Source organism: Aquamicrobium ahrensii, from assembly GCF_040545755.1.
GTDB classification, from domain to species: domain Bacteria; phylum Pseudomonadota; class Alphaproteobacteria; order Rhizobiales; family Rhizobiaceae; genus Mesorhizobium; species Mesorhizobium ahrensii.
Window position 1 is genome coordinate 41,031 of the sequence record NZ_JBEPMN010000011.1, and the last position, 23,920, is coordinate 64,950.

At 61.3% G+C, this 23,920-nt stretch carries 21 protein-coding genes; 3 read left to right on the plus strand and 18 right to left on the minus strand.

The window, feature by feature from the left end; genetic code table 11:
- Positions 1 to 16: 16 nt before the first annotated feature.
- Both cofH and cofG read right to left on the minus strand, forming a co-directional pair.
- Positions 17 to 1,291, minus strand: coding sequence for a 5-amino-6-(D-ribitylamino)uracil--L-tyrosine 4-hydroxyphenyl transferase CofH (gene cofH, locus ABID44_RS13625; protein ID WP_354152261.1), 1,275 nt, complete (start codon positions 1,289 to 1,291; stop codon positions 17 to 19).
- 3 nt (positions 1,292 to 1,294) lie between these two features.
- The gene (gene cofG, locus ABID44_RS13630; protein WP_354152262.1) at positions 1,295 to 2,413 is read right to left on the minus strand and encodes a 7,8-didemethyl-8-hydroxy-5-deazariboflavin synthase CofG; all 1,119 of its coding nucleotides are present in this window, start codon (positions 2,411 to 2,413) and stop codon (positions 1,295 to 1,297) included.
- A 379-nt stretch (positions 2,414 to 2,792) separates the two neighbouring features.
- Here cofG and ABID44_RS13635 point away from each other — a divergent pair, with 379 nt between their 5' ends.
- The 3 genes from ABID44_RS13635 (at position 2,793) to hydA (ending at position 6,027) form a co-directional block, all read left to right on the plus strand.
- Positions 2,793 to 2,942 carry a hypothetical protein gene (locus ABID44_RS13635; RefSeq protein ID WP_354152263.1) on the plus strand — a complete coding sequence of 50 codons (150 nt, stop codon included), beginning with the start codon at positions 2,793 to 2,795 and terminating at the stop codon, positions 2,940 to 2,942.
- Positions 2,943 to 3,021: 79 nt separating this feature from the next.
- Positions 3,022 to 4,455: an NCS1 family nucleobase:cation symporter-1 gene (locus ABID44_RS13640; protein ID WP_354152264.1), complete on the plus strand. Its 1,434-nt coding sequence runs from the start codon at positions 3,022 to 3,024 to the stop codon at positions 4,453 to 4,455.
- 102 nt (positions 4,456 to 4,557) lie between these two features.
- A complete protein-coding gene (gene hydA, locus ABID44_RS13645) occupies positions 4,558 to 6,027 on the plus strand; it encodes a dihydropyrimidinase (protein ID WP_354152265.1) in 1,470 nt (489 codons plus the stop codon).
- Positions 6,028 to 6,081: 54 nt separating this feature from the next.
- Here hydA and ABID44_RS13650 read toward each other — a convergent pair whose 3' ends face one another.
- From ABID44_RS13650 to ABID44_RS13725, 16 genes are all read right to left on the minus strand, one after another.
- Positions 6,082 to 6,726 (minus strand): TetR family transcriptional regulator C-terminal domain-containing protein, encoded by a 645-nt coding sequence (locus tag ABID44_RS13650; protein ID WP_354152266.1) that lies wholly within the window; start codon positions 6,724 to 6,726, stop codon positions 6,082 to 6,084.
- 195 nt (positions 6,727 to 6,921) lie between these two features.
- Complete coding sequence (locus ABID44_RS13655) at positions 6,922 to 8,580, minus strand: FMN-binding glutamate synthase family protein (protein ID WP_354152267.1); 1,659 nt, start codon at positions 8,578 to 8,580, stop codon at positions 6,922 to 6,924.
- Between the two features lie 334 nt (positions 8,581 to 8,914).
- Positions 8,915 to 11,281 carry a TonB-dependent receptor gene (locus ABID44_RS13660; protein WP_354152268.1) on the minus strand — a complete coding sequence of 789 codons (2,367 nt, stop codon included), beginning with the start codon at positions 11,279 to 11,281 and terminating at the stop codon, positions 8,915 to 8,917.
- Positions 11,282 to 11,406: 125 nt separating this feature from the next.
- The gene (locus ABID44_RS13665) at positions 11,407 to 12,387 is read right to left on the minus strand and encodes a FecR family protein (RefSeq protein WP_354152269.1); all 981 of its coding nucleotides are present in this window, start codon (positions 12,385 to 12,387) and stop codon (positions 11,407 to 11,409) included.
- The gene (locus ABID44_RS13670; protein ID WP_354152270.1) at positions 12,326 to 12,970 is read right to left on the minus strand and encodes an RNA polymerase sigma factor; all 645 of its coding nucleotides are present in this window, start codon (positions 12,968 to 12,970) and stop codon (positions 12,326 to 12,328) included. Before ABID44_RS13670 ends, ABID44_RS13665 begins: the two co-directional genes overlap by 62 nt.
- A gap of 297 nt (positions 12,971 to 13,267) precedes the next feature.
- Positions 13,268 to 14,428: a M20 family metallopeptidase gene (locus tag ABID44_RS13675; protein WP_354152271.1), complete on the minus strand. Its 1,161-nt coding sequence runs from the start codon at positions 14,426 to 14,428 to the stop codon at positions 13,268 to 13,270.
- Between the two features lie 23 nt (positions 14,429 to 14,451).
- The gene (locus ABID44_RS13680) at positions 14,452 to 14,733 is read right to left on the minus strand and encodes a DUF1330 domain-containing protein (protein ID WP_354152272.1); all 282 of its coding nucleotides are present in this window, start codon (positions 14,731 to 14,733) and stop codon (positions 14,452 to 14,454) included.
- Positions 14,734 to 14,797: 64 nt separating this feature from the next.
- Positions 14,798 to 15,466, minus strand: coding sequence for a GntR family transcriptional regulator (locus tag ABID44_RS13685; RefSeq protein ID WP_354152273.1), 669 nt, complete (start codon positions 15,464 to 15,466; stop codon positions 14,798 to 14,800).
- A 9-nt stretch (positions 15,467 to 15,475) separates the two neighbouring features.
- Positions 15,476 to 16,627, minus strand: coding sequence for a M24 family metallopeptidase (locus tag ABID44_RS13690; protein ID WP_354152274.1), 1,152 nt, complete (start codon positions 16,625 to 16,627; stop codon positions 15,476 to 15,478).
- Positions 16,628 to 16,636: 9 nt separating this feature from the next.
- Positions 16,637 to 17,749 (minus strand): M24 family metallopeptidase, encoded by a 1,113-nt coding sequence (locus tag ABID44_RS13695; protein ID WP_354152275.1) that lies wholly within the window; start codon positions 17,747 to 17,749, stop codon positions 16,637 to 16,639.
- 2 nt (positions 17,750 to 17,751) lie between these two features.
- Positions 17,752 to 18,261, minus strand: a complete 510-nt coding sequence (locus tag ABID44_RS13700) for a flavin reductase family protein (protein WP_354152276.1) — start codon at positions 18,259 to 18,261, stop codon at positions 17,752 to 17,754.
- On the minus strand, positions 18,254 to 19,087 hold the full coding sequence (locus ABID44_RS13705; protein WP_354152277.1) for an ABC transporter permease: 834 nt from the start codon (positions 19,085 to 19,087) through the stop codon (positions 18,254 to 18,256). Before ABID44_RS13705 ends, ABID44_RS13700 begins: the two co-directional genes overlap by 8 nt.
- A gap of 4 nt (positions 19,088 to 19,091) precedes the next feature.
- Entirely contained in the window at positions 19,092 to 19,913 is an 822-nt protein-coding gene (locus tag ABID44_RS13710; RefSeq protein WP_354152278.1) for an ABC transporter permease, read from the minus strand.
- 91 nt (positions 19,914 to 20,004) lie between these two features.
- Positions 20,005 to 21,129 carry an ABC transporter ATP-binding protein gene (locus tag ABID44_RS13715; protein WP_354152279.1) on the minus strand — a complete coding sequence of 375 codons (1,125 nt, stop codon included), beginning with the start codon at positions 21,127 to 21,129 and terminating at the stop codon, positions 20,005 to 20,007.
- 102 nt (positions 21,130 to 21,231) lie between these two features.
- Entirely contained in the window at positions 21,232 to 22,314 is a 1,083-nt protein-coding gene (locus tag ABID44_RS13720; RefSeq protein WP_354152280.1) for an ABC transporter substrate-binding protein, read from the minus strand.
- Positions 22,315 to 22,353: 39 nt separating this feature from the next.
- Positions 22,354 to 23,601, minus strand: coding sequence for an acyl-CoA dehydrogenase family protein (locus ABID44_RS13725; RefSeq protein ID WP_354152281.1), 1,248 nt, complete (start codon positions 23,599 to 23,601; stop codon positions 22,354 to 22,356).
- Between the last annotated feature and the right edge of the window lie 319 nt (positions 23,602 to 23,920).

Sequence of the window (23,920 nt, forward strand, 5' to 3'; positions counted from 1 at the left end):
GTAAAGGTTCCATGCCCTAGCCCCGCGCCGCCGCCTGCCCGAGTTCGGCCTTGGTGAGGAATGCGATCGGGCTCGCGCCGCAGGCGCGCTCAACCAGCGGCGCGATCTCGGGCGGGTCGTGATCGGTAAAATCCTCGATGGTCTGGTACAATGTGTTGCGCTGCACCGGGATGCGGCCGGCGGCGCGGATGATGCTCACCATCTCCAGCGGCGTGATTTCCTGCCCGTATCTGGAGCCGGCCGCACGCGAGATGCTTTCATTCATCAGCGTGCCGCCGAGGTCGTTGACGCCGCAGGCGAGCATGGTCTGGGCCATCTCCGGGCCGAGCTTCACCCATGACGCCTGGATGTTGTCGATGTAGCCCTGAAGCATGATACGCGCCACGGCGTGCATCTTCAGATTCTCGGTCATCGACGGCCCCGGCCGCACGCCCGGCACGTTGCGGTAAAGGCGGGTGTTTTCGTGGATGAAGCCGAGCGGCACCAGCTCGGTGAAGCCGCCGGTGTCCTTCTGGATCGAGCGCAGGCGGTCGATATGGGCGGCCCAGTGCGCCGGCCCGTCAATATGGCCATACATGATGGTCGAGGTGGTCGGGATCTTCTGCCGGTGCGCGGCGCGGATGATCTTTTCCCACTCATCGGCGGAGAGCTTGTTGCGGGTGAGCTGGAGGCGGATTTCAGTGTCGAGGATTTCGGCTGCCGTGCCCGGCATGGACCCCAGCCCCTCGTCACGCAGCATCGCGAGAAAATCGTCGAGCGGCATGCGGCTCTTGCGTACGCCGTACCAGATCTCGAACGGCGAGAAGGCATGGACATGCATGTTCGGCACGCGCTTTTTCACGGCCCGGAGCAATTGCACATAGTAGTCGCCGGGAATATCGGGATGGAGCCCGCCCTGGATGCAGACTTCAGTGCCGCCCCGGTTCCATGCTTCCTCGGCGCGCGCCGCCACCTGATCGGGCGTCAGAAGCTCGGCGTTACGGGCCTCCTTGCGCACGCCGAAATTGCAGAACTGGCAGGCCATGTAGCAGACATTGGTGAAGTTGATGTTGCGCACGGTGACGAAGGTGACGCGCTCGCCAACCCGCTCGCGCCGCACCGTGTCCGCCACCTTCAGCACTGCGGAAAGGTCTGCACCCTCGGCGTTGAACAGCGTTTCGCCCGCTTCGCGGGAGACCTCGCCCCCTGCCAGCGCCCGCTCAAGAATGGCGCGCACCGGGGCCGATACCCGCGACAGAACCTCGTCCGGGCGACTTTCAACCTGTCTCATGACTTCCAGATCGATGTTCATGGCTCAGCTCGTGAATTGTTCGCGCGCCAGGCCGTCGGCGCGGGCAAGACGGGACAGCGGACCGGCAAGCGCTTCGCGGCACTCGGCCAGATAGCGGGGGTAGACGGTCAGCCTTTCGGCGAGGCGATAACCCTTGGCGGCCGTACGGCGCGAAAGTTCGCCCAGCGCCGGCCACGCCCGCTCCGGATTGATGTGATCCCTGGTGAGCGGCGAGATGCCGCCCCAGTCGTTGATGCCGGATTCGATATAATCCTCGAACTCCTCGTCGAGATTGGGCGGCGCCTGCAGGCTGATCGAGGGATCCAGAACAATGCGCGCCGCCGCCAGTGTCTTCAGCATTTCGTGGCGGGACGGCTCGATCCATTCGGCCATGGCCGTGCCGGCCTTGGCGCGGAAATTCTGGACGATGACCTCCTGCACATTGCCGTGGCGCAGATGGATGTCGTTGATGGCGACGAGGCTGTCGATACGCTCCGCCCATGTTTCGCCGATGCCGATCAGGATGCCGGTGGTGAAGGGCACGCCCAGACGCCCTGCCGCCTCGATGGTGCGCAGCCGCAGCAGCGGCGCCTTGTCCGGGCAGGCATGATGCGGCATGCCGGGCTTCGACAGGCGCTTGCTGACATTCTCCAGCATCATGCCCATGGAGGCCGAGACCTCGCCAAGCCGCTGGACTTCAGCCTCGGTGAGCGTACCTGCATTGACGTGCGGGATCAGCGAGGTGTGCTCCAGAACCAGCCGGCAGGCGTCGACCAGATAGTCGACCGTGGTGGCGTGGCCGAGCTCCTTCAGAATGGCGGCGGCTTCGGGATAGCGGCGCTCCGGGCGCTCGCCCAGCGAGAACAGCGCTTCCTTGCAGCCGAGGCGTTCGCCCCGGCGGGCGATGTCGAGCACCTCGTCAGGCGTCAGATAGTTCGCGGCCGGATCGCCCGGATGCTTGACGAAGACGCAGTAGCCGCAGGTGTTGCGGCACATGTTGGTGAGGGGGATGAAGACCTTGCGGGAGTAAGTGATCTCCCGGCCCCAGTGCTGGTCGCGGATTTCGCAAGCCCGCTGGCGCAGCAGCGCAAGCCCGGCGTCGCTCACCCGGTCCGCCGCGTAGACGTCGCCGATCGTGATCATGGCGCGGGCCGTCAAACGGTCACGAGAAGAAAGTGCAGGAGAATGCCGTGTCCGAAGCTGGCGCGGACGTCGATCCCGCCCCTCCTCCCCGGCAAGCCTGCACCTGTAGCGAGCGCCTGCATCATGGGTTCCTCCTCCCATTTTTTATCATATGATCAAAAATTGACTGCATGATAAAAAAATGTCAAGTGGGTGATTACGAAACGTCATCCGGAAAATGCCGGGATAGGGCAAGCGTTTGATGTTTCATGGTTTTTGGGTGTCGTTTTTGTGGCCTTCATCGGCGCAAGCTCCGTCACCGGATGCTGGAAATCCGCTTTACCGGATCTCAGAATCCGGAAAACGGGTCTCCGAAGCCAGACATGGGAGAGAATTCGACATGGCGCGTCGCAGCGCAATTCTCGATCTGGCAGGCCGCGCGTCGATTGCGCAGCCGGCTTCATTTCGCGTGGATCGCGCCGCCTGCCGCACGACGCCAGCATTGACCTGTCTCCCTATCGCAGGGGAGCCGATCATCAGCACCGCATGAACACCGGAGCATCCGGCCGCGACAAAAGGAGGTGTCGGGCGGGATACGACGTCAACGCGACCATTTTGGGAGGAGTTTAATGCAGCACAGGCATGCAAATAAATCATCTCGACTGTTCAATGTCGAGCTGTCGCCGGAGACCGCGACAGGAACATGGAAGACATGGAACCTGTTCGCCTGGTGGATGTCGGGCTGGCACAGCCTCGGCGGCTACACCATGGCGGTCGGCCTGTTCGCGCTCGGCCTCAGCGGCTGGCAGATGATCGTCGCCTTCACGGCGGGCATAATCATTCTCTATTTCACCAACAACATGAGCGGTGTGGCCGGCCAGCGCGTCAAGGTGCCGTTCCCGGTCTTCGCCCGCGCCAGCTTCGGCGTCTACGGCGCGAATATCCCGGCCATTCTGCGCGCCATCGTCGCCGTGGCGTGGTACGGCATCCAGACCTATCTCGCCTCGGCCGCGATGATGCTGCTTGTCATCAAGATCTTCCCCTCCAGCGAAGTGATGACGCAGGATTCCATCCTTGGCCTGTCGAGCCTCGGCTGGATCTGCTTCCTCATCCTGTCCGCCGCCCAGCTCGTTGTTCTGTCGCGCGGCATGGAAGCGGTGCGACGTCTCTCCGACTTCGCGGGCCCGGCCATCTGGATCGCGATGATCGCGCTAGCCGTGTGGGTGCTCGCTCGCGCCGGCTGGACAGTCGACTTCAGCTACCGCACCGTGGAGCACAACAGCGGCCTGTTCGGCATGATGTCGGCGATGTTCATCGTCGTCGCCTATCTCGCCGGCCCGACCCTCAACTTCGCCGACTTCACCCGCAACGCGCCTGACGAGGCTTCGGTGCGCCGCGGCAATGCGTGGGGGCTACTGCTGAACGCGACAGCCTTCGGCGCCATCTCTATCGTCATCGCGCTGGCGTCGGTGAAGGTCTATGGCGAGGCGATCCATGATCCGATCGCGCTGATGAAGGATATCGACAGCATCGCCATCCTGCTCGTCGCCATCATCGCCATCGGCACGGCCACGGCCGGCATCAACATCATCATGAACTTCGTCGCGCCGGTCTATGACATCATCAATGTGTGGCCGCGCCACTTCACCTTCCGCAAGGCGGGCGTGGTCGTGGCCATACTCTCGGTGATCGTCACGCCGTGGAACCTGTTCTCCAGCCCGGTGATCGTCAACCACTTCATCGGCAGCGTCGGCGCCTTGATGGGCCCGCTCTACGGCGTCGTGATGGCGGATTACTACATCATCAGGCGTCAGATGATCGATTCCGACGCTCTGTTCGACGATACGCCGGGCGGAAAATACTACTACAATGGCGGCTACAACACGAACGCCATCATTGCCCTTGTCATCTCCGGCGGCGTCGCCATCGGCATTTCGGTCATCCCGGCCATCAGCGAATGGACACCATTCTCCTGGCCGGTCGGCGTCGCGTTGTCAGCGATCATCTATTGCCAGCTCAGCGCCGGAAAGCGCCGCGCCCTCGGCGCAGTGAGCACGGACTGACAGGAACAGAGATGGGCGGGGAGCGCGTTTCCCGCCCGCCCATCCGCACGATTGTTCGCACGGCCGGCGAAGAGGTCCCTGCAACAACCACATTGCATCAAAATGAAAGGCTCTGGAATGTCGAAGGTAATCAAGGGAGGCGTCATCGTAGCCGCCGACCGCAGCTATGAGGCGGACGTGCTGATCGAGGGCGAGACCATCGCCGCAATCGGGCCGAACCTGAGTGGCGACCAGATCATCGACGCAGAAGGCGCATTGATCATCCCCGGCGGCATCGACCCGCACACTCATTTCGAAATGCCCTTCATGGGCACCACCACGGCCGAGACCTGGGAAAGCGGCACCCGCGCCGCCGTTTCCGGCGGAACGACGATGGTCGTGGATTTCGTCATCCCCGGCCAGGCCGGGCTTGTGGCCGCCCTCGACGAGTGGGAGGCGCGGGCGGCGCGGCAGGCGTGCAGCGACTATTCCTTCCACGTCTCGATCACCGGCTGGTCAAAGAAGATCTTCGACGAGATGGAAACCGTCGTCGGGCGCGGCGTGAACACCTTCAAGCACTTCATGGCCTACAAGGGCGCGCTCATGGTCAACGATGACGAGATGTTCGCCTCGTTCCAGCGTTGCGCGGCGCTCGGCGCCATTCCTTTCGTCCATGCCGAGAACGGCGACCTGGTGGCCGCCATGCAGCAGAAGCTGATGAGCTCCGGTCTGAGCGGCCCCGAGGCGCATGCCTATTCGCGGCCGCCGGATGTCGAGGGTGAGGCGGTCAACCGCGCCATCACCATTGCCGACGCAGCCGGCGTTCCGGTTTACATTGTGCACGTCTCCTGCGAGCAGGCGCATGAAGCCATCCGCCGCGCCCAGCACAAGGGCATCCGCGTCTATGGCGAGCCGCTGATCCAGCATCTCACGCTGGACGCCAGCGAATACGCCAACCCGGACTGGGCTCATGCGGCGCAACGCGTGATGTCACCGCCCTTCCGCGACGCCGGGCATCAGGCGTCGCTGTGGGCGGGCCTTCAGTCGGGTTCGCTGCATACGGTGGCCACCGACCACGCCGCCTTCACCATGGAGCAGAAGCGCCTTGGCCTGAACGATTTCACCAAAATCCCCAACGGCACCGGCGGCGTCGAGGACCGCCTCTCGGTTCTGTGGACCAAAGGAGTCGAGACAGGGCGGCTGACGCCGAACGAATTCGTGGCCGTGACCTCCACCAATATCGCCAGGATCCTGAATATTTACCCGCGCAAGGGCGCCATCGTGCCGGGCGCCGACGCCGACCTTGTGGTGTGGGACCCGAAGGCGACCAGAACGATCTCGGCCGCGACCCAGAAGTCGATCATCGACTACAACGTCTTCGAGGGCATGCAGGTGTCCGGCATGCCGCGCTACACGCTTTCGCGCGGGGATATCGTTTGGGGCGACGGCGTCGCCACGCCGCAGCCCGGCCGCGGCAAGTTCATCAGGCGTCAGCCCTTCCAGGCCGTCAACAAGGCGCTGTCGACTTGGAAGGAACTGACCGCGCCGCGCGCCGTCAACCGCTCATCCGAGCACATGCCGATCGGCGTGTGAACGGCATCCGCGCTTGAACGACCGGGCCGGCCGCGTGAAGGTTTGCGCGGCCGGTTACTTTCCGCCCTGGCGCGGGGCCAGCCCGTCGAGATAGAGCTGCTCGAGGAAACGCGCGGCATCCTCGAAACGACCCTCCCCGTCACGCTCCGGCCCAAGCACCGCCCGCACCTGCACGTCGAAATCCGCATAATGCTGGGTGGTCGCCCACAGCGAGAAAATCAGATGATAGGGATCGGTACGCACGATGTGTCCGGCCTTCATCCAGCCTTCGATCACCTTCACCTTTTCATCGACAAGCGGCTTCAGCACATCCCGCAGCATGCCGAGCGTATGGGGCGCACCCTGCAGGATCTCGTTGGTGAACAGGCGTCCTTCGCGGGGAAAGTCCCGCGACATTTCGATCTTGCGCCTTATATAGGCGCGCAGCTCCGACATCGGATCGCCAGCGGGATCGAGATCGCGCAGCGGCTGCAGCCAGTCGTCCAGCAGTCGCTGGATCAGCTCATGGTGGATGGCTTCCTTGCTGCGGAAGTAATAGAGCAGATTGGGCTTCGACATGTCCGCCGCCTCGGCGATCTGGTCGATGGTCGCCCCGCGAAAGCCATGCGTCGAAAAGACGTCAAGCGCCGCTTCAAGTATCCTGCCGCGCCTCTTGGCCTGTATGCGCGTCCGCGGGTGAGATGTCCTCGCCGCGCTCAAATCCCGCCTGCTCCCGGATTCACATCGCTCACGCGCAAGTCACATCCTTCATATGCCGCGCGTGCCGTTTTCGGCATCTGGCGGGCTGTTCCCCTTGCATTTGTTAAGCCAGCCCGGCGGGGCCTTGTCAACTTGGCGTTTCGGGCGACCGGCCATGCACGAACGCCCCGCTCCAATGAGGGACGGCGAAGCGCCTTACGCGGCCCTGCGTCTCTGGAACGGACCGTGCGGGATTTCAGGAGGCGCGAAGCTCTCGGCGTTGGCGCGGTCCCAGCGGCTGTGCCAGTCCGCAAGCTCGGGTATCTCCTTGCCGGCGAGCAGAAAGCCCTCCGGCAGGTAAGGATAGGCCTCGTTGCCGTCGAGGAACTCGTTGTCCTTCTGCCGGAACATGAAATGATAAGGCATGAAGTCGCTGGGGTGGCCAAGGCCGGCGGCGCCCGCGATTTCACCAAGCGCTTTCATGGTGTTGCGGTGGAAACGGGCGACACGCTCGCTCTTGTCGCCGACATCTATGGCGCGCTGCCTGACCGGATCCTGCGTCGCGATGCCCACCGGACAGCAATTCGTGTGGCAGGACTGCGCCTGTATGCAGCCGATGGCGAACATGAAACCGCGCGCGGCGTTGCACCAGTCCGCGCCCAGCGCCAGCGTACGCGCGATATCGAAAGCCGACACGATCTTGCCGGCCGCGCCGATGCGCACCTGATCGCGGATGCCTGCGCCGCGCAGCGTGTTGTGGACGAAGGTCAGCCCCTCCAGCATGGGCATGCCCACGCGGTTGGCGAACTCCACCGGCGCGGCCCCGGTTCCGCCCTCGGCGCCGTCGACAACGATGAAATCGGGGACAATGCCCGTCTTCAGCATGGCCTTGACCATGCTCATGAACTCGCGCCGGTGGCCGATGCACAGCTTGAAGCCGACCGGCTTGCCCCCGGAAAGCTCGCGCAACTGGCCGACAAACCGCATCAGCCCCACAGGTGTCGAAAACGTGCCGTGGGCCGCCGGCGAAATACAGTCCACGCCCATCGGAATGCCACGGGCTTCGGCGATCTCCGGCGATATCTTCGATGCGGGCAGCATGCCGCCATGACCGGGCTTTGCGCCCTGGCTAAGTTTTATCTCGATCATCCGGATCTGCGGATCGGAGGACAATTCCGCAAATTTCTCCGCAGAAAAGCTGCCATCGTCATTGCGGCAGCCGAAATAACCGGAAGCGACCTGGTAGATGAGATCGCCGCCGCCTTGCCGGTGATGGCGACTGATGCTGCCCTCGCCGGTGTCATGGGCGAAGCCGCCCTTGCGTGCGCCGGTGTTGAGCGCGAGGATCGCGTTCGCCGACAGCGAGCCGAAGCTCATCGCCGAAATATTGAACAGGCTGGCGTTATATGGCTGTTTGCAGGCCGGCCCTCCAATGCGGACGCGAAAGTCCGTATCGGCGATGCTCACCGGCGATGCCGAATGGGTAAGCCAGGCGTAACCGGAGCCATAGACATTCTCGATCGTGCCAAACGGGCGCTTGTCCTCCACGCCTTTGGCGCGCTGGTAGACAAGGCCGCGATCCTCCCGGCTGAACGGAACCTGATCATTGTCGCTCTCGATCAGATACTGGCGTATTTCGGGCCTGACGCTCTCCAGCACAAAACGCAGATGCCCGACGATCGGATAGTTGCGCAGGATCGAATGCTTGTGCTGGCGCAGATCATGCAGCCCCAGCAGGAACAGGGCGCCCGAAACCACGACCAGCAAAAACAGCCAGGGGCTGTAGATGAGCCCTCCCGCCAGAGCGGCCACGCTGATCAGCCCTGTGGCGACGAACACAAGGTAGCGCTGGTGTGAAATTATGGTCTTGATCATTTTGGAATCTGATCCGAAAGGCGCGTGGATGCGGCCGGGACTATAGGGATCGTTGACTACCGAAAAATGTCGCCGTCAACCGTGCGTCATCCAGCCGGAAGAGAGCCGGGAAAAGGCGCGACCCTCCTGTGAGGTCGCGGCGACGTAAGACAGCAATGGCGTTCTGTTGCATCACGGCGTCTTGACTTCCAGCCATAGCGCAGCCACGCAATCGGCAAGCCGACCACCTGGACAGTCCGCTCTCAATAGCCTTACGCAGGAAAGTATCAAGACTTCTTTTAGGGGCTGCCCTTTTGAACGCGGCCCTGGGCAGCCCGGATAAAGACTTCCGGGATCAGAAGCGCAGCGTCATGCCGCCGATCACCGTGCGTCCGCGGCCAAGCTTGCGGGTATCCATGTAGTGGGCAGGCTTGTAGGCTGTATTGGTGATATTCTCGATATTGACGAAGAAGGTGGCGTTCTCGCTGTATTTGTAGGTGGCGAAGGCATCGCCCAGCATATAGCCATCCACGTCGATCAGATCCGGCCCGAATGGCGGCTTCACTGCCTTGGTCTTGCCGACCTTGCGCACCACGCCGCCGATGGTCAGCTTTTCTTCGAGAACGCGGAAACCGGCGCTGACGCTCAAAGCATAATCCGGCAGGCCGTTAACTGCGCCGACGCCATAGTCGCCCGACCACATGCCATAGGGCAGATCGGTCGAAGTCTTCGAATATTCGAGGCCGGTGAAGAAGAAGCCGGTATCGTAGCCCGCTTCCAGCTCGAACCCCCGGATGCGGGTGCTGCCCGGAATGTTCACGAATTTCAGCATCGGCATATTCGCCATCGAATAGGGGCCGGAGGTGATGTAGTTCTCCACGTCATTGTCGAAGTAACTTGCTTTCAGGCGCAGCGCGTCGCCCTCCAGCAGCAGGCCCTTTTCCAGAACGTTGACGCCAAATTCCCACCCCTTGCTGGTCTCGGGCAGCAGATCGGGATTGGGGCTGGTGGGGCTGGGCGTGGCGCTGTGCGCGCCGGGGAAGAAGGTTTCCGTCACCGTGGGCGGGCGGAAGGTCTTGGCGTAGGTGGTGTAAAGCTGGACGCCCTCGATCGGCGTCATGGCCAGAGTCATGCGGGGGTTGAAGCTGCTGTCTGAGCGATCGACGCTCTCATAGACAAGCTGTCCGCTCACATCTTTAACGACGTCGCCCTTGAGGCGGAAGCTGTCATAGTGGAAGCCGGCGGTGAGGTCGAACATGCCATAGGAGAAGGTGGCGTCGGTGAACAGGGAACCGAGCCCGATCGTGCCGTCCCCCGGTCCGCCCGTACCCCAGGCCTGTCCGGTGGTGACGTCGTCGTAATAATAGGCGCCGCCATAGGTGAGTTTCACTCCTATGTCGTCACCCAGCGCAAACTGGCTGCGGTTGGTGACATCGACGCCCATGCCCTTGTCGCGATTGAACTGGCCCTTGTAGTTGCCCTCGATGAAACGCACGCGCGCATCATTGTAGAAGGCGTTGACGGTCAGGTCGATCAGATCGCTTCCGGGACTGTAGTCATAGCGCGCCGTATAGGTCTGGTTGCGATAGTCCTGCGGCTCGCTGCGGATCGTCGAGATATTGTCGTACCATACGCCGCCGAGCAGCAGCTTGTGGTCTTCGCCGTCCCCGAGCTCCAGTTTGGCGAGACCGGATTTCAGGTCCTCCGCCATATTGGGGTTCAGCAGGCGCTTGCCGTTGTCGTCGACGCCGCTCATCGGCGCGCCGGAATCGCGGCGGCTGAAAGCGCCCATGACGCCGATGTTCTGCACCCGCATGCCGGCGGCCGCCATGGCCGACCAGTCATAGGCGTTATTGCCATATTTCACGGTGCTCATGGCTCCATAGCTGTTGCCGGGCAGGATCACGTCGTCGGTGCCGATCGTGCGGAAATTGGCCGCCCCGCCCAACGCGCCGACACCGGCCACCCCGCCCAGAGAACCACGCCCCATATCGAGCCCGGCAAGCAGATCGCTGTCGACGAAGGTGGAGCCGCCGGAAACGCCGTGCCCCATGACGCGGATGTTCTGCCTTGCGCCGTCGATCATCATGTTGACGCGGCCGTAACCTTCCATGCCGCGAATGTTGACGGCCACGCCCGCGCCCGACATGGCCTTGCGGGTGAAGGTGCCGGCCGATGAACGCAGCGCATTGTCGATATTGCCGGCGTGCCTGTCGCGCAGCGTCTGCGCGTCCATGGTCGTGACGGCGGCGCTGGTCTGGTAGACGGAGTCGAGGTCGGACACGAGACCGGACACGCTTCCGTCACGGCCGTTCCCCTCAACGAGGATGGTGTCGAGCGTCACACCTTCGACATCCGCGGCGTCCGCCACTCCGCCCTGGGCCGCCAGCGTGTAAAGACGTTCGCCATTCCGGCGATAGGCGTAGCCGGTGTCCTTCAGCATCAGCGAGAGCGCCTGCTGGGGCGTGTATCGTCCCTGCACCGCCGACACCTTCACCGAAGCAGGCAGCGCGCCATTCGCCACCAGATTGATGCCGCTTTGCGCTGCGAACTTCACGATCGCCGAAGACAGAGGCTGCGCGGCGATGGAAAAGCCCATGGCCGCTTCGGTTGCGGCGGGCTGGATCGTCGCTTGCTGTGACTGCGCCGGCATGGCGCACAGGGCCAGCGCTGCTACAGAACCGGCCAGAACATGAGGGCGCAACAGGCGGCGTGCAGTCATTCCGTGTCTCCAGATCGAAAAATGCTTTCGCAGACAAGACGGAATGGCAGGACCATTGTCTGATAAAAAAACTCAAGTTTTTAAAAAGTTGCCCGGAAAGCGTCCCGCGCGCCCTTGCGGCGTGGTCATGCGCGATAGATCAGCGTTCCGAAAAGCGGCACATGACGCGTCCTGATCGGCAAGGCGTCGTGCAATCGCGGCAATACGTCAGCCACATCCGCAATGTTGATGATCAGGGTCACGGGATGGGCAGCCAGAGAGCCATCGACCAGAGTGAGACGCTCGGCGCTCCATCGGTTCAGCACCTCGAGAACCTCCCCCAGCGGACGGGCCATGAACACCAGCTTGCCCTCGCGCCATGCCAGGTCGATCTGTGGGTCGGCATCTTGAGGGGCGCCGAGGTCACGGTCCCGATAGACGAGTTTCTCGCCCTGCCGCAGGGTGACGGATCTGTCGGCATACCCGACACGCACTGTGTGTTCCGTCACCAGAACCTGTGTCCGCTCGCCGGTTATGGCGATGTCAAACTGCGTGCCAAGCGCCTCCACAGTCCCCGCCGCCGCAGTCACCGTAAACGGTGTGCGTCCACGGGCGACCGTGAAATAGGCTTCGCCGCGATGCAAATCGATCTTGCGGGCAGCGGCGCTGATCTTCACCGACAGTTCCGTAGCGCCGCTCATCTGTATCCGGGATCCGTCCTCCAGCGCCACAAGACGCTGTTCCCCGGGAGCGGTGGCGATGCGGCCGGCCCTGAAGTTCATCCATGTCAGTCCGGCTCCGGCGCCGACCGCCGCCAGCAGGGCAAGCTGTCCAAACCGCCGGCGATTCATCCGTCGCGCGGCGTCACGAGCCCGCTTCTCGCCCGAAAGGCGGACAGTTCCTGTCCACATCGCCTCGACATCACGATAGGCGGCCTGATGCGCCGGCGAAGCCGCCAGCCAGCGGCGAGCCGCCGCCTGCGCATCGGCGTGCGCCTGGCCGTCGCTCAAAACCGTGAACCAGCCAATCGCCTCGCGCATGACCGGATCGGTAGCTTCCTCGGCTTCAGCGCACCAGTCGCCGGAACGACTGTCCGCCTGCCTGCCCTGCGGTGGGTCGTGCGTCATGACCTGTTCTCCGCCATCCCTTTTGTGCCTGTTCAAGGCGATATCGCAAATGCATCAAGACCCTGCCAAGCTGGCTGTAGACGGTCTGCTTCGGGATACGCAGTTCCTGCCCGATTTCCGCAAAGGTCTTGCCATCCAGTCTCATCATGTAAACCTGACGCGGCCCATCGGGAACCTCCTCCAAGGCCTGCGCCAGTATGCGCATCGCCTCGGCGGTGATGATGATTTCATCCGCCAGCGGCGAGGGATCGGCAATTGTTTCGCGCAACGCCATATCGTCGCCGGTCAGGGGCAGAACCTTGTGGCGTCTTGCATGATCGATCTGCAGATTGGCCGCGATGCGAAAAAGATAGGCCCTGTTGTTGTCAGGGGGTGGGGAGCCTGCGCGCCTCTTCGCCGCCGTCATCAGGCGAAGAAAGGCTTCCTGTGTGAGGTCAGCCGCCAGATCCTGCGCAGCGCCACGCCGCTGGAGGAAGCGTTGCAGGTCTGCGCTATAGCTCCGAAACAGTGATGCGATGTCCCGCATGGAAGGCCAGAAATTGCGATTGAACGACAGGTGCGTCGCATCTTGGGTGTGCGTCACAGTCCTTACAAAACATGAGTATGATAATCAAATTATATTGAAGGCCCTGGCGCTCAACGGCATATTATCCGGTGATCAGGGGGCCAGAGCCTCTGCGCAGCCCCGGAATGCACGGCGCTGCCGTGCATTTTTGCCGTGCAAAGTAAAACTCGCTTGAGGTGGCAAACAGGAGCGGCTTCTTCCCTGCGGAGAAATTACAGAGAAAGCGTGACGCCGTTTTGCACCCCGAACGGCGTCAAAAAAAGCTGGAACGTTTCCGCTATTCAGGGAAAAGCGGAAATACTCGAAGGCCCGCGGTCACGCCCTTTCGGCTATTCTGAGTACCGCGAGGGCCAGCGTCTGCGCGCGGGTAATCAAGGTGTCGATTTCTATGTATTCTTCAACGGTATGCGCCCCGCCTCCAACCGGTCCTGTGCCGCAGATGGTCGGCACCCCGAGGCTGCATGGAATTCCGGCGTCGGAGCAGCCGCCGGAAAATTCTTCGCCGAAGTGAACCCCCAAAGTGGAGGCCGCCGCGTCATAGACTTCGTATATCGCCTTTGAAGCCGCCGTCTGGATGAGCGGCAGGAATTCGCCTGTAATCGTTAGTCGCGCACTGGACCCGGGCACATGTTCGGTTGCGATGATGCGCTCTATGCGGGCCATGTAGTCGTCACGATGCCGGTCATCGACATAGCGCAACTCGAACTCGGCTCTGGCGGACGGCGCTACGGTGTTCAATGTCAGCCCTCCTTCCACGACGCCGACATTGACCGTCACGCCGGTTTCCAGATCGGTCAGCGCATGCAACTCGATCGTCTTGCGCGCCAGAGCCTCGATCGCGCTTATGCCGTGGGTGAAATGTGAGCCGGAATGCGCCCCGCGTCCCTCGACATCCATACGCATGAAGATGCCGCCCTTGCGTCCCACGGTGACGTTGCCGCTCGGCCTGCCAGGTTCCGCATTGAACACCACCCTGGCATGCCGTGTTGTCTTCGCGATCTCGTGTCTTGAAACCGGAGAGGCGATTTCCTCGTCCGAAGTGAAGAGCGCGCAGACAGGCAGGCCTTCGGGAACATGAGCTTTCAACGCGGCGAGGACAAAGGCGTTGATGACGAGACCGCCTTTCATATCAGCGACGCCCGGTCCGTAGGCACGCCCGTCCGCGATATGGAATGGCCGTCTGGCGGCCTCTCCTTTGGGAAACACCGTGTCGCAGTGTCCCATCAGCAATACCGGTGCGACGTTGGAGCCGGACGGGCGCAGGTCTGCATGGAGGAAATTGCCAGCCACTTCCTGTTCGACCAGCCGGGTCTCCATCCCGCAAGAGTCGAGGAAGTGCTGTATCTGACCGGTGACGGCGTCGACGCCCTGCTTGTCGTGGGTATGGCTATCGGTGTTGACGAGGTCCCGCAGGAGTTCGATCATCGCCATCCGCCGGGTGTCGAACCACCCGGCGAGCATCTTTTCTGACGTCATATGCTTGTCTCCGCTCAATACCGTCAGGAGGCGACGAGGCGTACCGTTACATCCGCCGCCGCCCGGCGCTGCTCACCGAGAGCCTGTACCTGCGGACTGGAATACCAGGCGAAGGCGGATTCGCGATCCGGGAACTCGATGACCGAAACCCGATCCATCGGCGTCCGCCCTTCCAGAACTTCCGCAAACCCGCGCACGATCGGAACTCCCCCGAAGGGAGTCATGGTCGGCGGCAGCTTGTGCCGATAATCCTCATAGAGGCCGGCATCCTTGACCTGAACTTCGATGATGACATGTGCGGGCATTTTCTTCTCCTGGGACCGCTCAAGGGCAGGCATTGCAAAGGCCCGGACATTCCGGTCCCTGGCTCTACTTCGATTTCATCTGCGCGATCGCCTTTTCGATCACCTGACCGATGCAGTTGATGTGGGCGCGCATGGCGGCGTCGGCGGCGTCCGGATCGCGGTCCTGCAGCGCTTTCAGAACGGCGCGATGCTGCCCGGCATGGTTTGTCGTGTCCGCCTTGCTGTAGTAGACCAGCATTTCCTCGGTGATCGCATATTCATAGAAGTCGGAGATCATCTTGATGAGGCGTTCGTTATGAGACGCACGCGCGACTGCTTCATGGAATGCATCATTCAGCGAGGCCCGGTTTTCTATCGATGACGACCTGTCCACCAGGATGCTGGAATTGCAGTATTCCGTGATGACCTGCAAATCCTCCTCAGTCGCATTTTCCGCCGCGAGCCGCGCGGCATAGCTTTCAAGAACTCCGCGAATGCCCATGATCTCGCTCATGCTGACCGAGATGTCGGCCACGATCTTGGCGCTGCCCTGCTCCCTGATGAAGCCCTGGGCGATAAGCCGGGAAATCGCTTCCCGCACCGGTGTGCGGCTGACCCCGAAAGCCTCGGCGATGTTAACTTCGACGACGCGATATCCCGTCGGCAATTCGCCGCGCAGGATACTGCGCTTCAATTGCTGATATACATGTAACACGACGGTGTTACGCGCTTCTATCTTATCGAACTTCAACATTGCGTAAGCCTATCTGACGAACAGTTTTCTTTCTGTTTTCGTCAGCCTTTCCGAGCCTGAGCGAGTAATAAGGACGGTATCGCTGAATGCGATGCCGGCAGCATAGGTATACATGTGAAATACCATGCCTTCCTCAAGGAGCCAATCTGAGCCGGGAAGGAATGCTCGGGTGAAATCGCTGGTCTTGGGCAAACCGATGAAGCCCAAAGTATATCCTGTAAAATTCTCGTATGTCTTACGCAGACCCGCCTCTACAATGCTGTCGCGGACAATGGCATCGACATCCGAAGCCCTGCGCCCCGGACGCATCGCCGCGAACTGAGCCTCCTGAGCCGCAAGCATGATCTCCGCCGCCCGGGCAAGGTCGGGTGGCGGCCCTCCTATGACGCTGGAGCGCATGAGACGCGCGCCGTAACCGCGGTAGAGAGGAATGGATTCGACATGCAGAACGTCCCCGCGCCGCAGGAGGTGAGCGCCAAGCCTGCCATGCAGGGAGTCGCTGCGGGCCCCGGCCGAGATCAGGGCGCTTCGCATGGAATCCGCACCTTCACGGATGACGCTCGCGTAAAGCGCGGCGGCGCAATCGCGCTCGCTCACGCCTTCGCCGGCGGCTTCCACCGCCGCCATCATGCCGGCATCCGCGATCCGGGACACTTCCCGCATCATCGAGATCTCCCGCTCCGACTTGATCAGCCGCATTTCCCAAAGGACCTGCGAAAAGTCGATGAAGCTGACGTCGGGCAGCGCCGCCTGCAATTGCATGAAACGTCTGACCGGAAGAAAATGGGAATCGAGTTCGATCGCAAATTGCGCCTTGCTCCACCCGCGCCTTTTCACTTCGGCGGACAGCACGGCAACCGGATCTTCATGATCCGCGAAAAGAACGACGTCGCGGACCCAGGATTGCTCCCGGAACATGCTCGCGTCCAGCGCCCGCACGACGCCCACAGGTTCACCGTCCAGCGGCAGCAGCACGGCCTGATAGATGGCGGCAGGCGGCGCGTAGCCAAAGAGATAGACCATATGCTCGACGCAATCGATCAAAAGGACGTCGGCGTTCGACTCCGCCATCTTCATTCGCGTCTTCCCGATACGGTCTCGGTACTCGTCAGCCGGGAACATCGCATCCGAAGGCGCTATTTCATTCACAGCAATCACCACATTCCCCCTTCAGTTCATGCTGACGAGATCGCGGGTGGCGGAATTCAGGGACCGGGCGCCATCGCTGGTCATGAGGATGATGTCCTCGATCCGAACTCCCCATTTGCCGTCGATGTAGATGCCCGGCTCGTTCGAATAGACCATGCCAGGCTGAAGGCGGAGCCTGTTTGCGGCGATGATGTAAGGCTCCTCATGCGCATCGAGGCCTAGCCCATGGCCCAGCCGGTGCATGAACCGCTCGCCATAGCCGGCCTTTGCGATGACATCGCGCGCAGCCTGATCGACATCCCCGGCTGCAACGCCTGGCCTTGCCCGTTCGTTTGCCGCTTCGTGAGCCTTGCGGGTTATCTCATGGATTTCAATGAACTCCGGTAGCGGCGTTCCGGCGACGGGTGTGCGGCAGGTATCCATGAAGTAACCGCCGATCGTTCCGGCAAAGTCGATAACCACCGGGTCGCCGGGCTGAATGATGCGGTCCGAATGATGATGCAAAGGCGAGGCTCCGTTGGGACCGCTGCCCACGTCGCACCATTCCATGGTGTCGAATCCATGGGCGAAGAGCAGCTTGCGGATCTGTTCGACGACCTCTCGTTCGCTGACGCCGACCAGTCGCCCATTCTTCCAGAAGGCCTCCCAGATGGCGTCGAAACGCCCGCCGGCATCGGCCAGCCGGGCAATTTCGTCGGCGTCCTTGAGAAGCCTCACCTGCGCAGTCAGCGGCGTCCCGTCCGAAAAGCGAACCTGCCGGCCGACACGTTCCTGCAGGCGCAGCAAAAAGGCGCCACGCATCAGCCCGTCTACGGCAACCGAGCGCGCGTCCAATCTGTGAAGCAGGTCACTGGCGACACGGATCGGATCGGTTGTTTCCGCCCAGGTGATGATCTCCGCGTTCTCCGCCAGCGAAGCCACCAGCGGATATTGAAGCTCCGGAACGACAAGATACGGATTTCCGGTCTGCCCGAGGATCAGCGCGTTGAAACGCTCTGTGTTCGGCAGTTTCCTGCCGATCAGATAGAGCATGTCCGACGTCGCGCTCACGACCAGGGCATCGACGTCATTTTCTTTCATCTTGCTGCGCAATGCGGCAATACGGGACGGATAGAGTCTTGCTACTGAACTCATTTTCAGGCCGCCGTCCATGCACCGTAATTTCGCCTGAAGAACACCAGTGGCATGCCGTCTTTCGACGTTGCGCTGACAACTTCGCCGATAAAGATGAGGTGGTCGCCGGAATCGACGACTTTGCAGACCTCGCATTCAGCCAGCGCGAGACTATCCGCAATCAGCGGCAAGCCCAGTGCGCCGCAATGGGTGCGCACCGTACTGAACTTCTCGTCCGCATTCGATGCAAAGATGCTGGCGACATCCTTCTGATCATCGCTGAGAAAATTCACTGCGAATTTGCCGGAGAACCGGATGGCGGACGCAGTATAGCGGCTCCTGGCCAGGCAGATGAGCAGCTGGGGAGGCTCCAGCGAGACGGATGTTATGGCGTTGACCGTCATGCCGACCGGCGTGCCAGTCTCCGAGAGCGTAGTGATGACGGTGACCCCGGTCGGGAACGATCCCATGACCGAACGAAAAAGCTGCGGAGGCACCGGCCGGGGAGCAAGGGTCGCGATATGATCATGCATGAGAATTCTCCTGCTGCGGACCACCGGATCCGGTCCATCGAAAAGCGCGTTTCATAAAACCTGCGAGAACCATCACGACGATCGTCATTCCGATCAGGAAGACGGAAACCGCCGAGATTGTCGGCTCGATCTCCATCACGACGCTGTTCCATATGCGCACCGCGAGGGTCTGGGTGGTCGGCCCGCCGAGAAAAAGCGGGATGATCAGTTCATCGAAGGAAGTCAGGAACGAGAACAATCCCGCGGACAGGATGCCCGGCATCAAAAGCGGCAGCGTAATCTTGTAGAATGCGACGAACGGGCTGGCGCCCAGACTGATGGCGGCCTTCTCCAGCCGGGGATCAAGGCCTTGCAACGTCGAGGACAATACGACAAAGGCGATCGGGAGAACCACGATCGTGTGGCCGATGGTGATGGCCAGAACAGTGCCGTTGAGCCCCACCTTCGTGAATACGAAGTAGAGAGCGATCGCGGTGATGATGACCGGTATGATCATCGGCGCCAAAAGGACAGCGTAGACAATCGACTTCTTCGAGAATTCGCCACGCACCATCGGGATCGCCGCCATGGTGGCGAGAACCATGGTCAGCACGGCCGAAAACACGGCGACCTGCAGGCTCACCCAGATCGACTGCACCCATTCGTTGCTGCCCAGAAAACGTTCGTACCATTGCAATGAAAAGCCGGGCGGCGGGAACGTGAGATACTGGGCGGAGCTGAACGACACGAGAATGATGATCGGAATCGGCGCCATGAGGAAGGCTATGGCGCCCCACGCCACGATGCGCACGGCCAGATTCGGCTTGACGGGAGCGTTGACATCCATCGGCTCAGGTCCTGCTCGTGAGAAGTTGCTTGAGGCCGACGAGGCGCGCGTAGATTCCGAAACAGATCAGGGTGATGACCAGCAAAATGACCGCTATAGCCGAGGCGAATTCAAAGTTCAGAAGAACGTCGACCTGATAGGCGATGATCGACGCCAGGAGCTGGTCGCGATCTCCGCCCATGAGCCGCGGCGTGATGTAGAAGCCGCTCGACAGGATGAAGACCAGCAATGAAGCCCCCGCGACGCCGGGCAGGCTGAGCGGAAAATAAACGCGCCAGAAAGCCGACCACGCGCCCGCGCCGAGGCTGTGCGCCACCGAAACGAGACGCCCATCGATCCCGCGCATGACGCTGAACAACGTCAGCACAACGTAAGGCACCATGGTGTAGACAAGACCGATCAGCATGCCCGACCGGTTGTAAAGCAGATCGAAGTGCGGCAGGCCCGCCAGTTCGGCCACATGGTTGAGAAGACCGGTCGGTCGCAGGATCACCATCCAGCCATATGTGCGCACGAGCACGCTGGTCATGAATGGCAGCATCACCATGAGCAACATCACGTTGCGGACCATCGGCGAGCTGTTGGCCATCACATAAGCAAGCGGATACCCCACCAGAACGCACAACACCGTGGTCATCAGCGAAATCTCGATCGTCTGCCACAGGATGCGCATGTAGATCGGCAGCGAGAAGAAGGCCTCGTAGTGCTCCAGCGTCATTGAGGCATCCGCCCCTTCGAAGGAGCGCAGGACAATCGCGGTGAGCGGGTAAGCGAAGAAGAGGGCAAGGAACCCGAGCGCCGGCACCAGAAGCCAGAGCGAACTCATTCGAAATCTTCGGAACGCGTGGGCTTTGCTCTCTGTCCGCCCGATATCGGCGCAGGCGAGGTTGCGGGCGCTCTGGCTCATGCTGTCGCCCTCACCTTTTCCTGCGCGCAAGGGCTCGCGCATCGGCGGCGTTCCAGTGTACGCGCACCGCTTCGCCTTGCGAGAAGCGAGAACCATGCGCCCCGCGCCTGCTGATCTTGGCTTCGAGTTCGATTTGCAGGGTTGGCCGGTTCTCGCCGATAACGATGGTGTATCTGAGCGCATCGCCCAGCGAAACCACATTGGTTATGCGACCGTTCCAGGCATTCGGCTCTTCAGGAAGCCGTCCCTTGCACGGTTCCAGCGAAACGCATTCCGGCCGCAATGAAACCGAGACCTGGTCGCCAACGGCACAGGGGCCATTTTGCGCGAGGATCGCGCGACCGGTCGGATGCTCGACACGCGTCACCCCGTCGCCGCCCTTGCCGGTAACCACACCTTCGATGAGATTGGTGTCTCCCATGAAGCCGGCCACGAACTCGGTCATCGGCTGATCATAGAGTTCGTCAGCCGTTCCGCATTGCTCGATCTGCCCGCCGTTCATGATGACGACCTGATCCGCCATGGTCAGGGCTTCTTCCTGATCATGGGTGACATAGACGACAGTCACATCCATGCGTCGCTGCAACGCTTTCAGCTCCACCTGGAGGCTGGCCCGCAGTCTCTTGTCGAGCGCGCCCAAAGGCTCGTCCATCAACAGCACGCGCGGTTCGAAGACGAGAGCGCGTGCAAGCGCCACGCGCTGCTGCTGGCCGCCCGACAGTTCCCGGGGGTAGCGCCTGGACAAACTGCCGAGTTCGACGGTATCGAGCATCCGGCTGCATTTCAGATTGATCTCCGCCGCATTCATCCCCCGCATTTTCAGGGGGAACGCAACGTTGTCATGAACCGTCATATGCGGGAAAAGAGCGTAGTTCTGGAACACCACGCCGAGGTCGCGCTTCTGTGGCGGCAGCCGTGTCACATCGTTCCCATCGATCCGTATGCTGCCGCGCAGGGGATCGGAAAACCCCGCGAGCATCATCAGGACCGTCGTCTTGCCTGAACCGCTGGGTCCAAGGATGGTGCAGAATTTCCCTGCTTCTATCGAGAGGGATACCCCGCCGACGGCAACGAAACTGCCGTAGGTTTTCCACAGATTGTCAAGAACTATAGAGTTCCCCACTGCTGCGTTCATCGTGTTCCTTTCATCGGGCTCCAGCACCGCCAGGGCGCTGGAGCCGATGCCTGATGCTTCGTTGGGGTGTACAAGCAAGAATCGCGGCCCTGCGAGGGATGATTACTCCAGGAGAAATTCTTCCCAGCGCTTCGCGACTTCGGCACGGTTCTGGATCCACCATGGGGCGCTCTGCTCAAATCCCTTGCTCCGGAGCCCGGGATTGGTGGGCAGGGCTGCCGCCACCTCGGGGCTGATGTGGTCGAAAGCACGCTCGTTTTCGGGGCTGAGACCGATCTGCGGCAGGGATAGCGCCTGAGCTTTCGGGCTCGAAGAAAAATCGATAAGGCGCAGGGCATTGTCGTAGTTCGGCGAGCCTTTCATGATGCCCGTGTATTCCGTCACGCGCATCGCCTCGTTCCATTCCACTGCAACCGGCGCGCCGTCCTTCTGCAATGCCCCGACACGGTTGGTCCACAGCGCGCCCATTACCGCCGTCCTGTCGGCCAGCAGCGATGCGCCAAGCGCGCCGCTGTCGAAAAACTTGACGACGTGCGGCCTTATCTCGCGCAGCGCCTCGAACGCCCGCCCGATGTCCAGCGGATAGAGATCCTCCATGCTGACGCCCGAAGCCAACAGCGCGAATTCAAGATTGGGGGAAATCGCCTTGGCATCCTGAAGCATACGACGCCCGGGGAATCTTTCGACATCCCAGACATCCCTCCAGCTTGCGGGATGATCATCGGAAAACGTTTCGGTGTTGTAGCAGATCGCCTCCGCAAAAGCGCAGTAGCTGAGATAGGTCGGCTCAACAGTGCCGACATCCTTGACGTCAGTGTACTCGAACCTCGAGTAATCGATCTCCTCCAGTGCGCCCTTCTCCTGAAGCGACAGCATCGCAATCGCATTGGCCTCGATAACGTCGAGCTCCTGCGATCCTGCCTGCGCCATCGTCAACAGCTTGCCTGTATTGGCGGGAACACCGACGACTTCTATCCCTGTGATGCGGGTGAACTCGTTCCAGGTGCCCTTCTGCAAGGCTTCCTGATAGGAGCCGCCCGAAGTCCGGACCAGAACCCGCCCACCGGTCTGGGCTCTGAGGATGCCGGGCATGGAGAGTGCGGCGGCGCCGACCGCCGCACCGGTGAGCAATGCACGGCGCGATAAGCCCGCATCGCCGGTATTACGTTTCCTGTCAGCTTTCATTTCATGTTCCCCTTTTCTTATTTTTTGGAAGCTTGAAGTTCAGGCTCGTTCCGGCATGAAACCGAAATCGGCCCAGGTTTTGGGCTTTTCCAGCCTTTCCCCGTATTTGGTTTTCGGAAACTGTCGGCCGCCGGCCAGAACGCCCTGCGCCAGCTGGCCCATCAACTGAGTGTCGCGGGTGTGCAGCGTGCTGGCCTTTGTCTCGCGCCAGAAGCGCTCGATCGGCAGGTAGGTGAAAAGAGAACGGGCCCCGACAATCTCGAAGGCTTTTTCCGACGCATGAGCCGCGACTTTCTTTGCAGTGTGCAGAGCGCGATAGGACGCAAGCATCGCCTCATCATACCGCCCCTCGTCCCACAGCCAGACCGCGTAACGATAGGACGAACGCGCTGCCTGAATGCCGCAATCCATCTCGGCAAGTGCATACATAAGCACGTCATCCTTCGCCAGATAGTCGCGGCCGCCAATGAATTCGATCACATAGTCGACAATGCCCTGTGTCGTGCCGACAAGATGCGCCGCATGCGAACATTCGTAGGTGTAGGGATCTTTCTGCACGAAATCACCGGGCTCTCCCATCACATTCGCCCAGGGAATGAACACATCATCGAGCTTGGCGGTCCAGCTTACCGTGCCGCGCAGGCCGATGGCTTCGCTCCAGCTGTCCTCGAATGTCAGGCCGGGCGACGTTTTGGGAACGATCGAGATCGTCAGGCCCTCCCCGTTCGTCCTCGCACCGGGAGCAAGAGCCCAAAAAGCGAGCAGATCCGCGGCCGGCGCCATCGAGCAGAAATGCTTTTCGCCAGAAGCCCGGAAGCCGCCTTCCACCGGCTCGAACAATGAATCGAAGGTCAGTTTCGTGACAACGTTTTCCGCCTTGATCTGGCGCGGGTTCACCTCGCTTCCGAGCGAACCCATAAGCGCGTCTTCCTTCACGATCTGGCCGAGAAAGCGCTCCTTCTGCTCCTCACTACCCATGCGGCACACCAGCCCGACCTGATGAAAATGGATAAGCAGGTCCCACGAAGTGGTCGGGCAGATGCGGGCAAGTTCCTCAGCCACGGCGAACTGCGCCATACCCAGGCTGCCCTTCGGCTGCGGATTGAGACCGCCATACTCCTTCGGGACCATAAGGTGATGGAATTTCTGCTTCTTCATTTCCGCGAAATTGTCAGTCGGGAAAGCAGCCTCGGCGTCGTAGCGATCGGCATTAGCGGCCAGCAGCGGCTTGAGCGCGCGCGCCTTTTCCACCCATTCGCGTTGTTCGGAATTAAGAGCGAAATCCATTGTAGTCCCTCGTTTATCTGTATTCTGTGTACTGTATACATTGATGGAAAGCGCTGTCAAGCGACCTGTTTCCAAGAGAACGCAATCAGGCTGGCAACGTCGGCGACGGTTCCGCCAATGAGATTGGCAAGATTTCAGCTTCTCTCCAGCCGGTTTCCGACGCTGGCGCGTTTTCGAAGAAGCAGTTCCAGATCGGCTGCCGATTGAATCAGGAGAAAAGCCTTGTCACGGCTTGACGGTACATTGCGCGCAAAACTGAAAGACAGTTCGAGGCGCACCGCCGCGCCGGGCAGACAAGCGGTTTCCGGTCAGAAGCGGA

Bases quoted from the DNA above. Each gene is read 5' to 3' on its own strand.
- ABID44_RS13695 (WP_354152275.1), bottom strand. From the start codon at position 17,749: ATGAGTTCAGTAGCAAGACTCTATCCGTCCCGTATTGCCGCATTGCGC.
- ABID44_RS13655 (WP_354152267.1), bottom strand. From the start codon at position 8,580: ATGATCAAGACCATAATTTCACACCAGCGCTACCTTGTGTTCGTCGCC.
- ABID44_RS13715 (WP_354152279.1), bottom strand. From the start codon at position 21,129: ATGAACGCAGCAGTGGGGAACTCTATAGTTCTTGACAATCTGTGGAAA.
- ABID44_RS13710 (WP_354152278.1), bottom strand. From the start codon at position 19,913: ATGAGTTCGCTCTGGCTTCTGGTGCCGGCGCTCGGGTTCCTTGCCCTC.
- ABID44_RS13680 (WP_354152272.1), bottom strand. From the start codon at position 14,733: ATGCCCGCACATGTCATCATCGAAGTTCAGGTCAAGGATGCCGGCCTC.
- ABID44_RS13635 (WP_354152263.1), top strand. From the start codon at position 2,793: ATGGCGCGTCGCAGCGCAATTCTCGATCTGGCAGGCCGCGCGTCGATT.
- cofH (WP_354152261.1), bottom strand. From the start codon at position 1,291: ATGAACATCGATCTGGAAGTCATGAGACAGGTTGAAAGTCGCCCGGAC.
- ABID44_RS13640 (WP_354152264.1), top strand. From the start codon at position 3,022: ATGCAGCACAGGCATGCAAATAAATCATCTCGACTGTTCAATGTCGAG.
- hydA (WP_354152265.1), top strand. From the start codon at position 4,558: ATGAAAGGCTCTGGAATGTCGAAGGTAATCAAGGGAGGCGTCATCGTA.
- ABID44_RS13685 (WP_354152273.1), bottom strand. From the start codon at position 15,466: ATGTTGAAGTTCGATAAGATAGAAGCGCGTAACACCGTCGTGTTACAT.
- ABID44_RS13675 (WP_354152271.1), bottom strand. From the start codon at position 14,428: ATGACGTCAGAAAAGATGCTCGCCGGGTGGTTCGACACCCGGCGGATG.
- ABID44_RS13705 (WP_354152277.1), bottom strand. From the start codon at position 19,087: ATGGATGTCAACGCTCCCGTCAAGCCGAATCTGGCCGTGCGCATCGTG.
- ABID44_RS13660 (WP_354152268.1), bottom strand. From the start codon at position 11,281: ATGACTGCACGCCGCCTGTTGCGCCCTCATGTTCTGGCCGGTTCTGTA.
- ABID44_RS13700 (WP_354152276.1), bottom strand. From the start codon at position 18,261: ATGCATGATCATATCGCGACCCTTGCTCCCCGGCCGGTGCCTCCGCAG.
- ABID44_RS13665 (WP_354152269.1), bottom strand. From the start codon at position 12,387: ATGACGCACGACCCACCGCAGGGCAGGCAGGCGGACAGTCGTTCCGGC.
- ABID44_RS13720 (WP_354152280.1), bottom strand. From the start codon at position 22,314: ATGAAAGCTGACAGGAAACGTAATACCGGCGATGCGGGCTTATCGCGC.
- cofG (WP_354152262.1), bottom strand. From the start codon at position 2,413: ATGATCACGATCGGCGACGTCTACGCGGCGGACCGGGTGAGCGACGCC.
- ABID44_RS13725 (WP_354152281.1), bottom strand. From the start codon at position 23,601: ATGGATTTCGCTCTTAATTCCGAACAACGCGAATGGGTGGAAAAGGCG.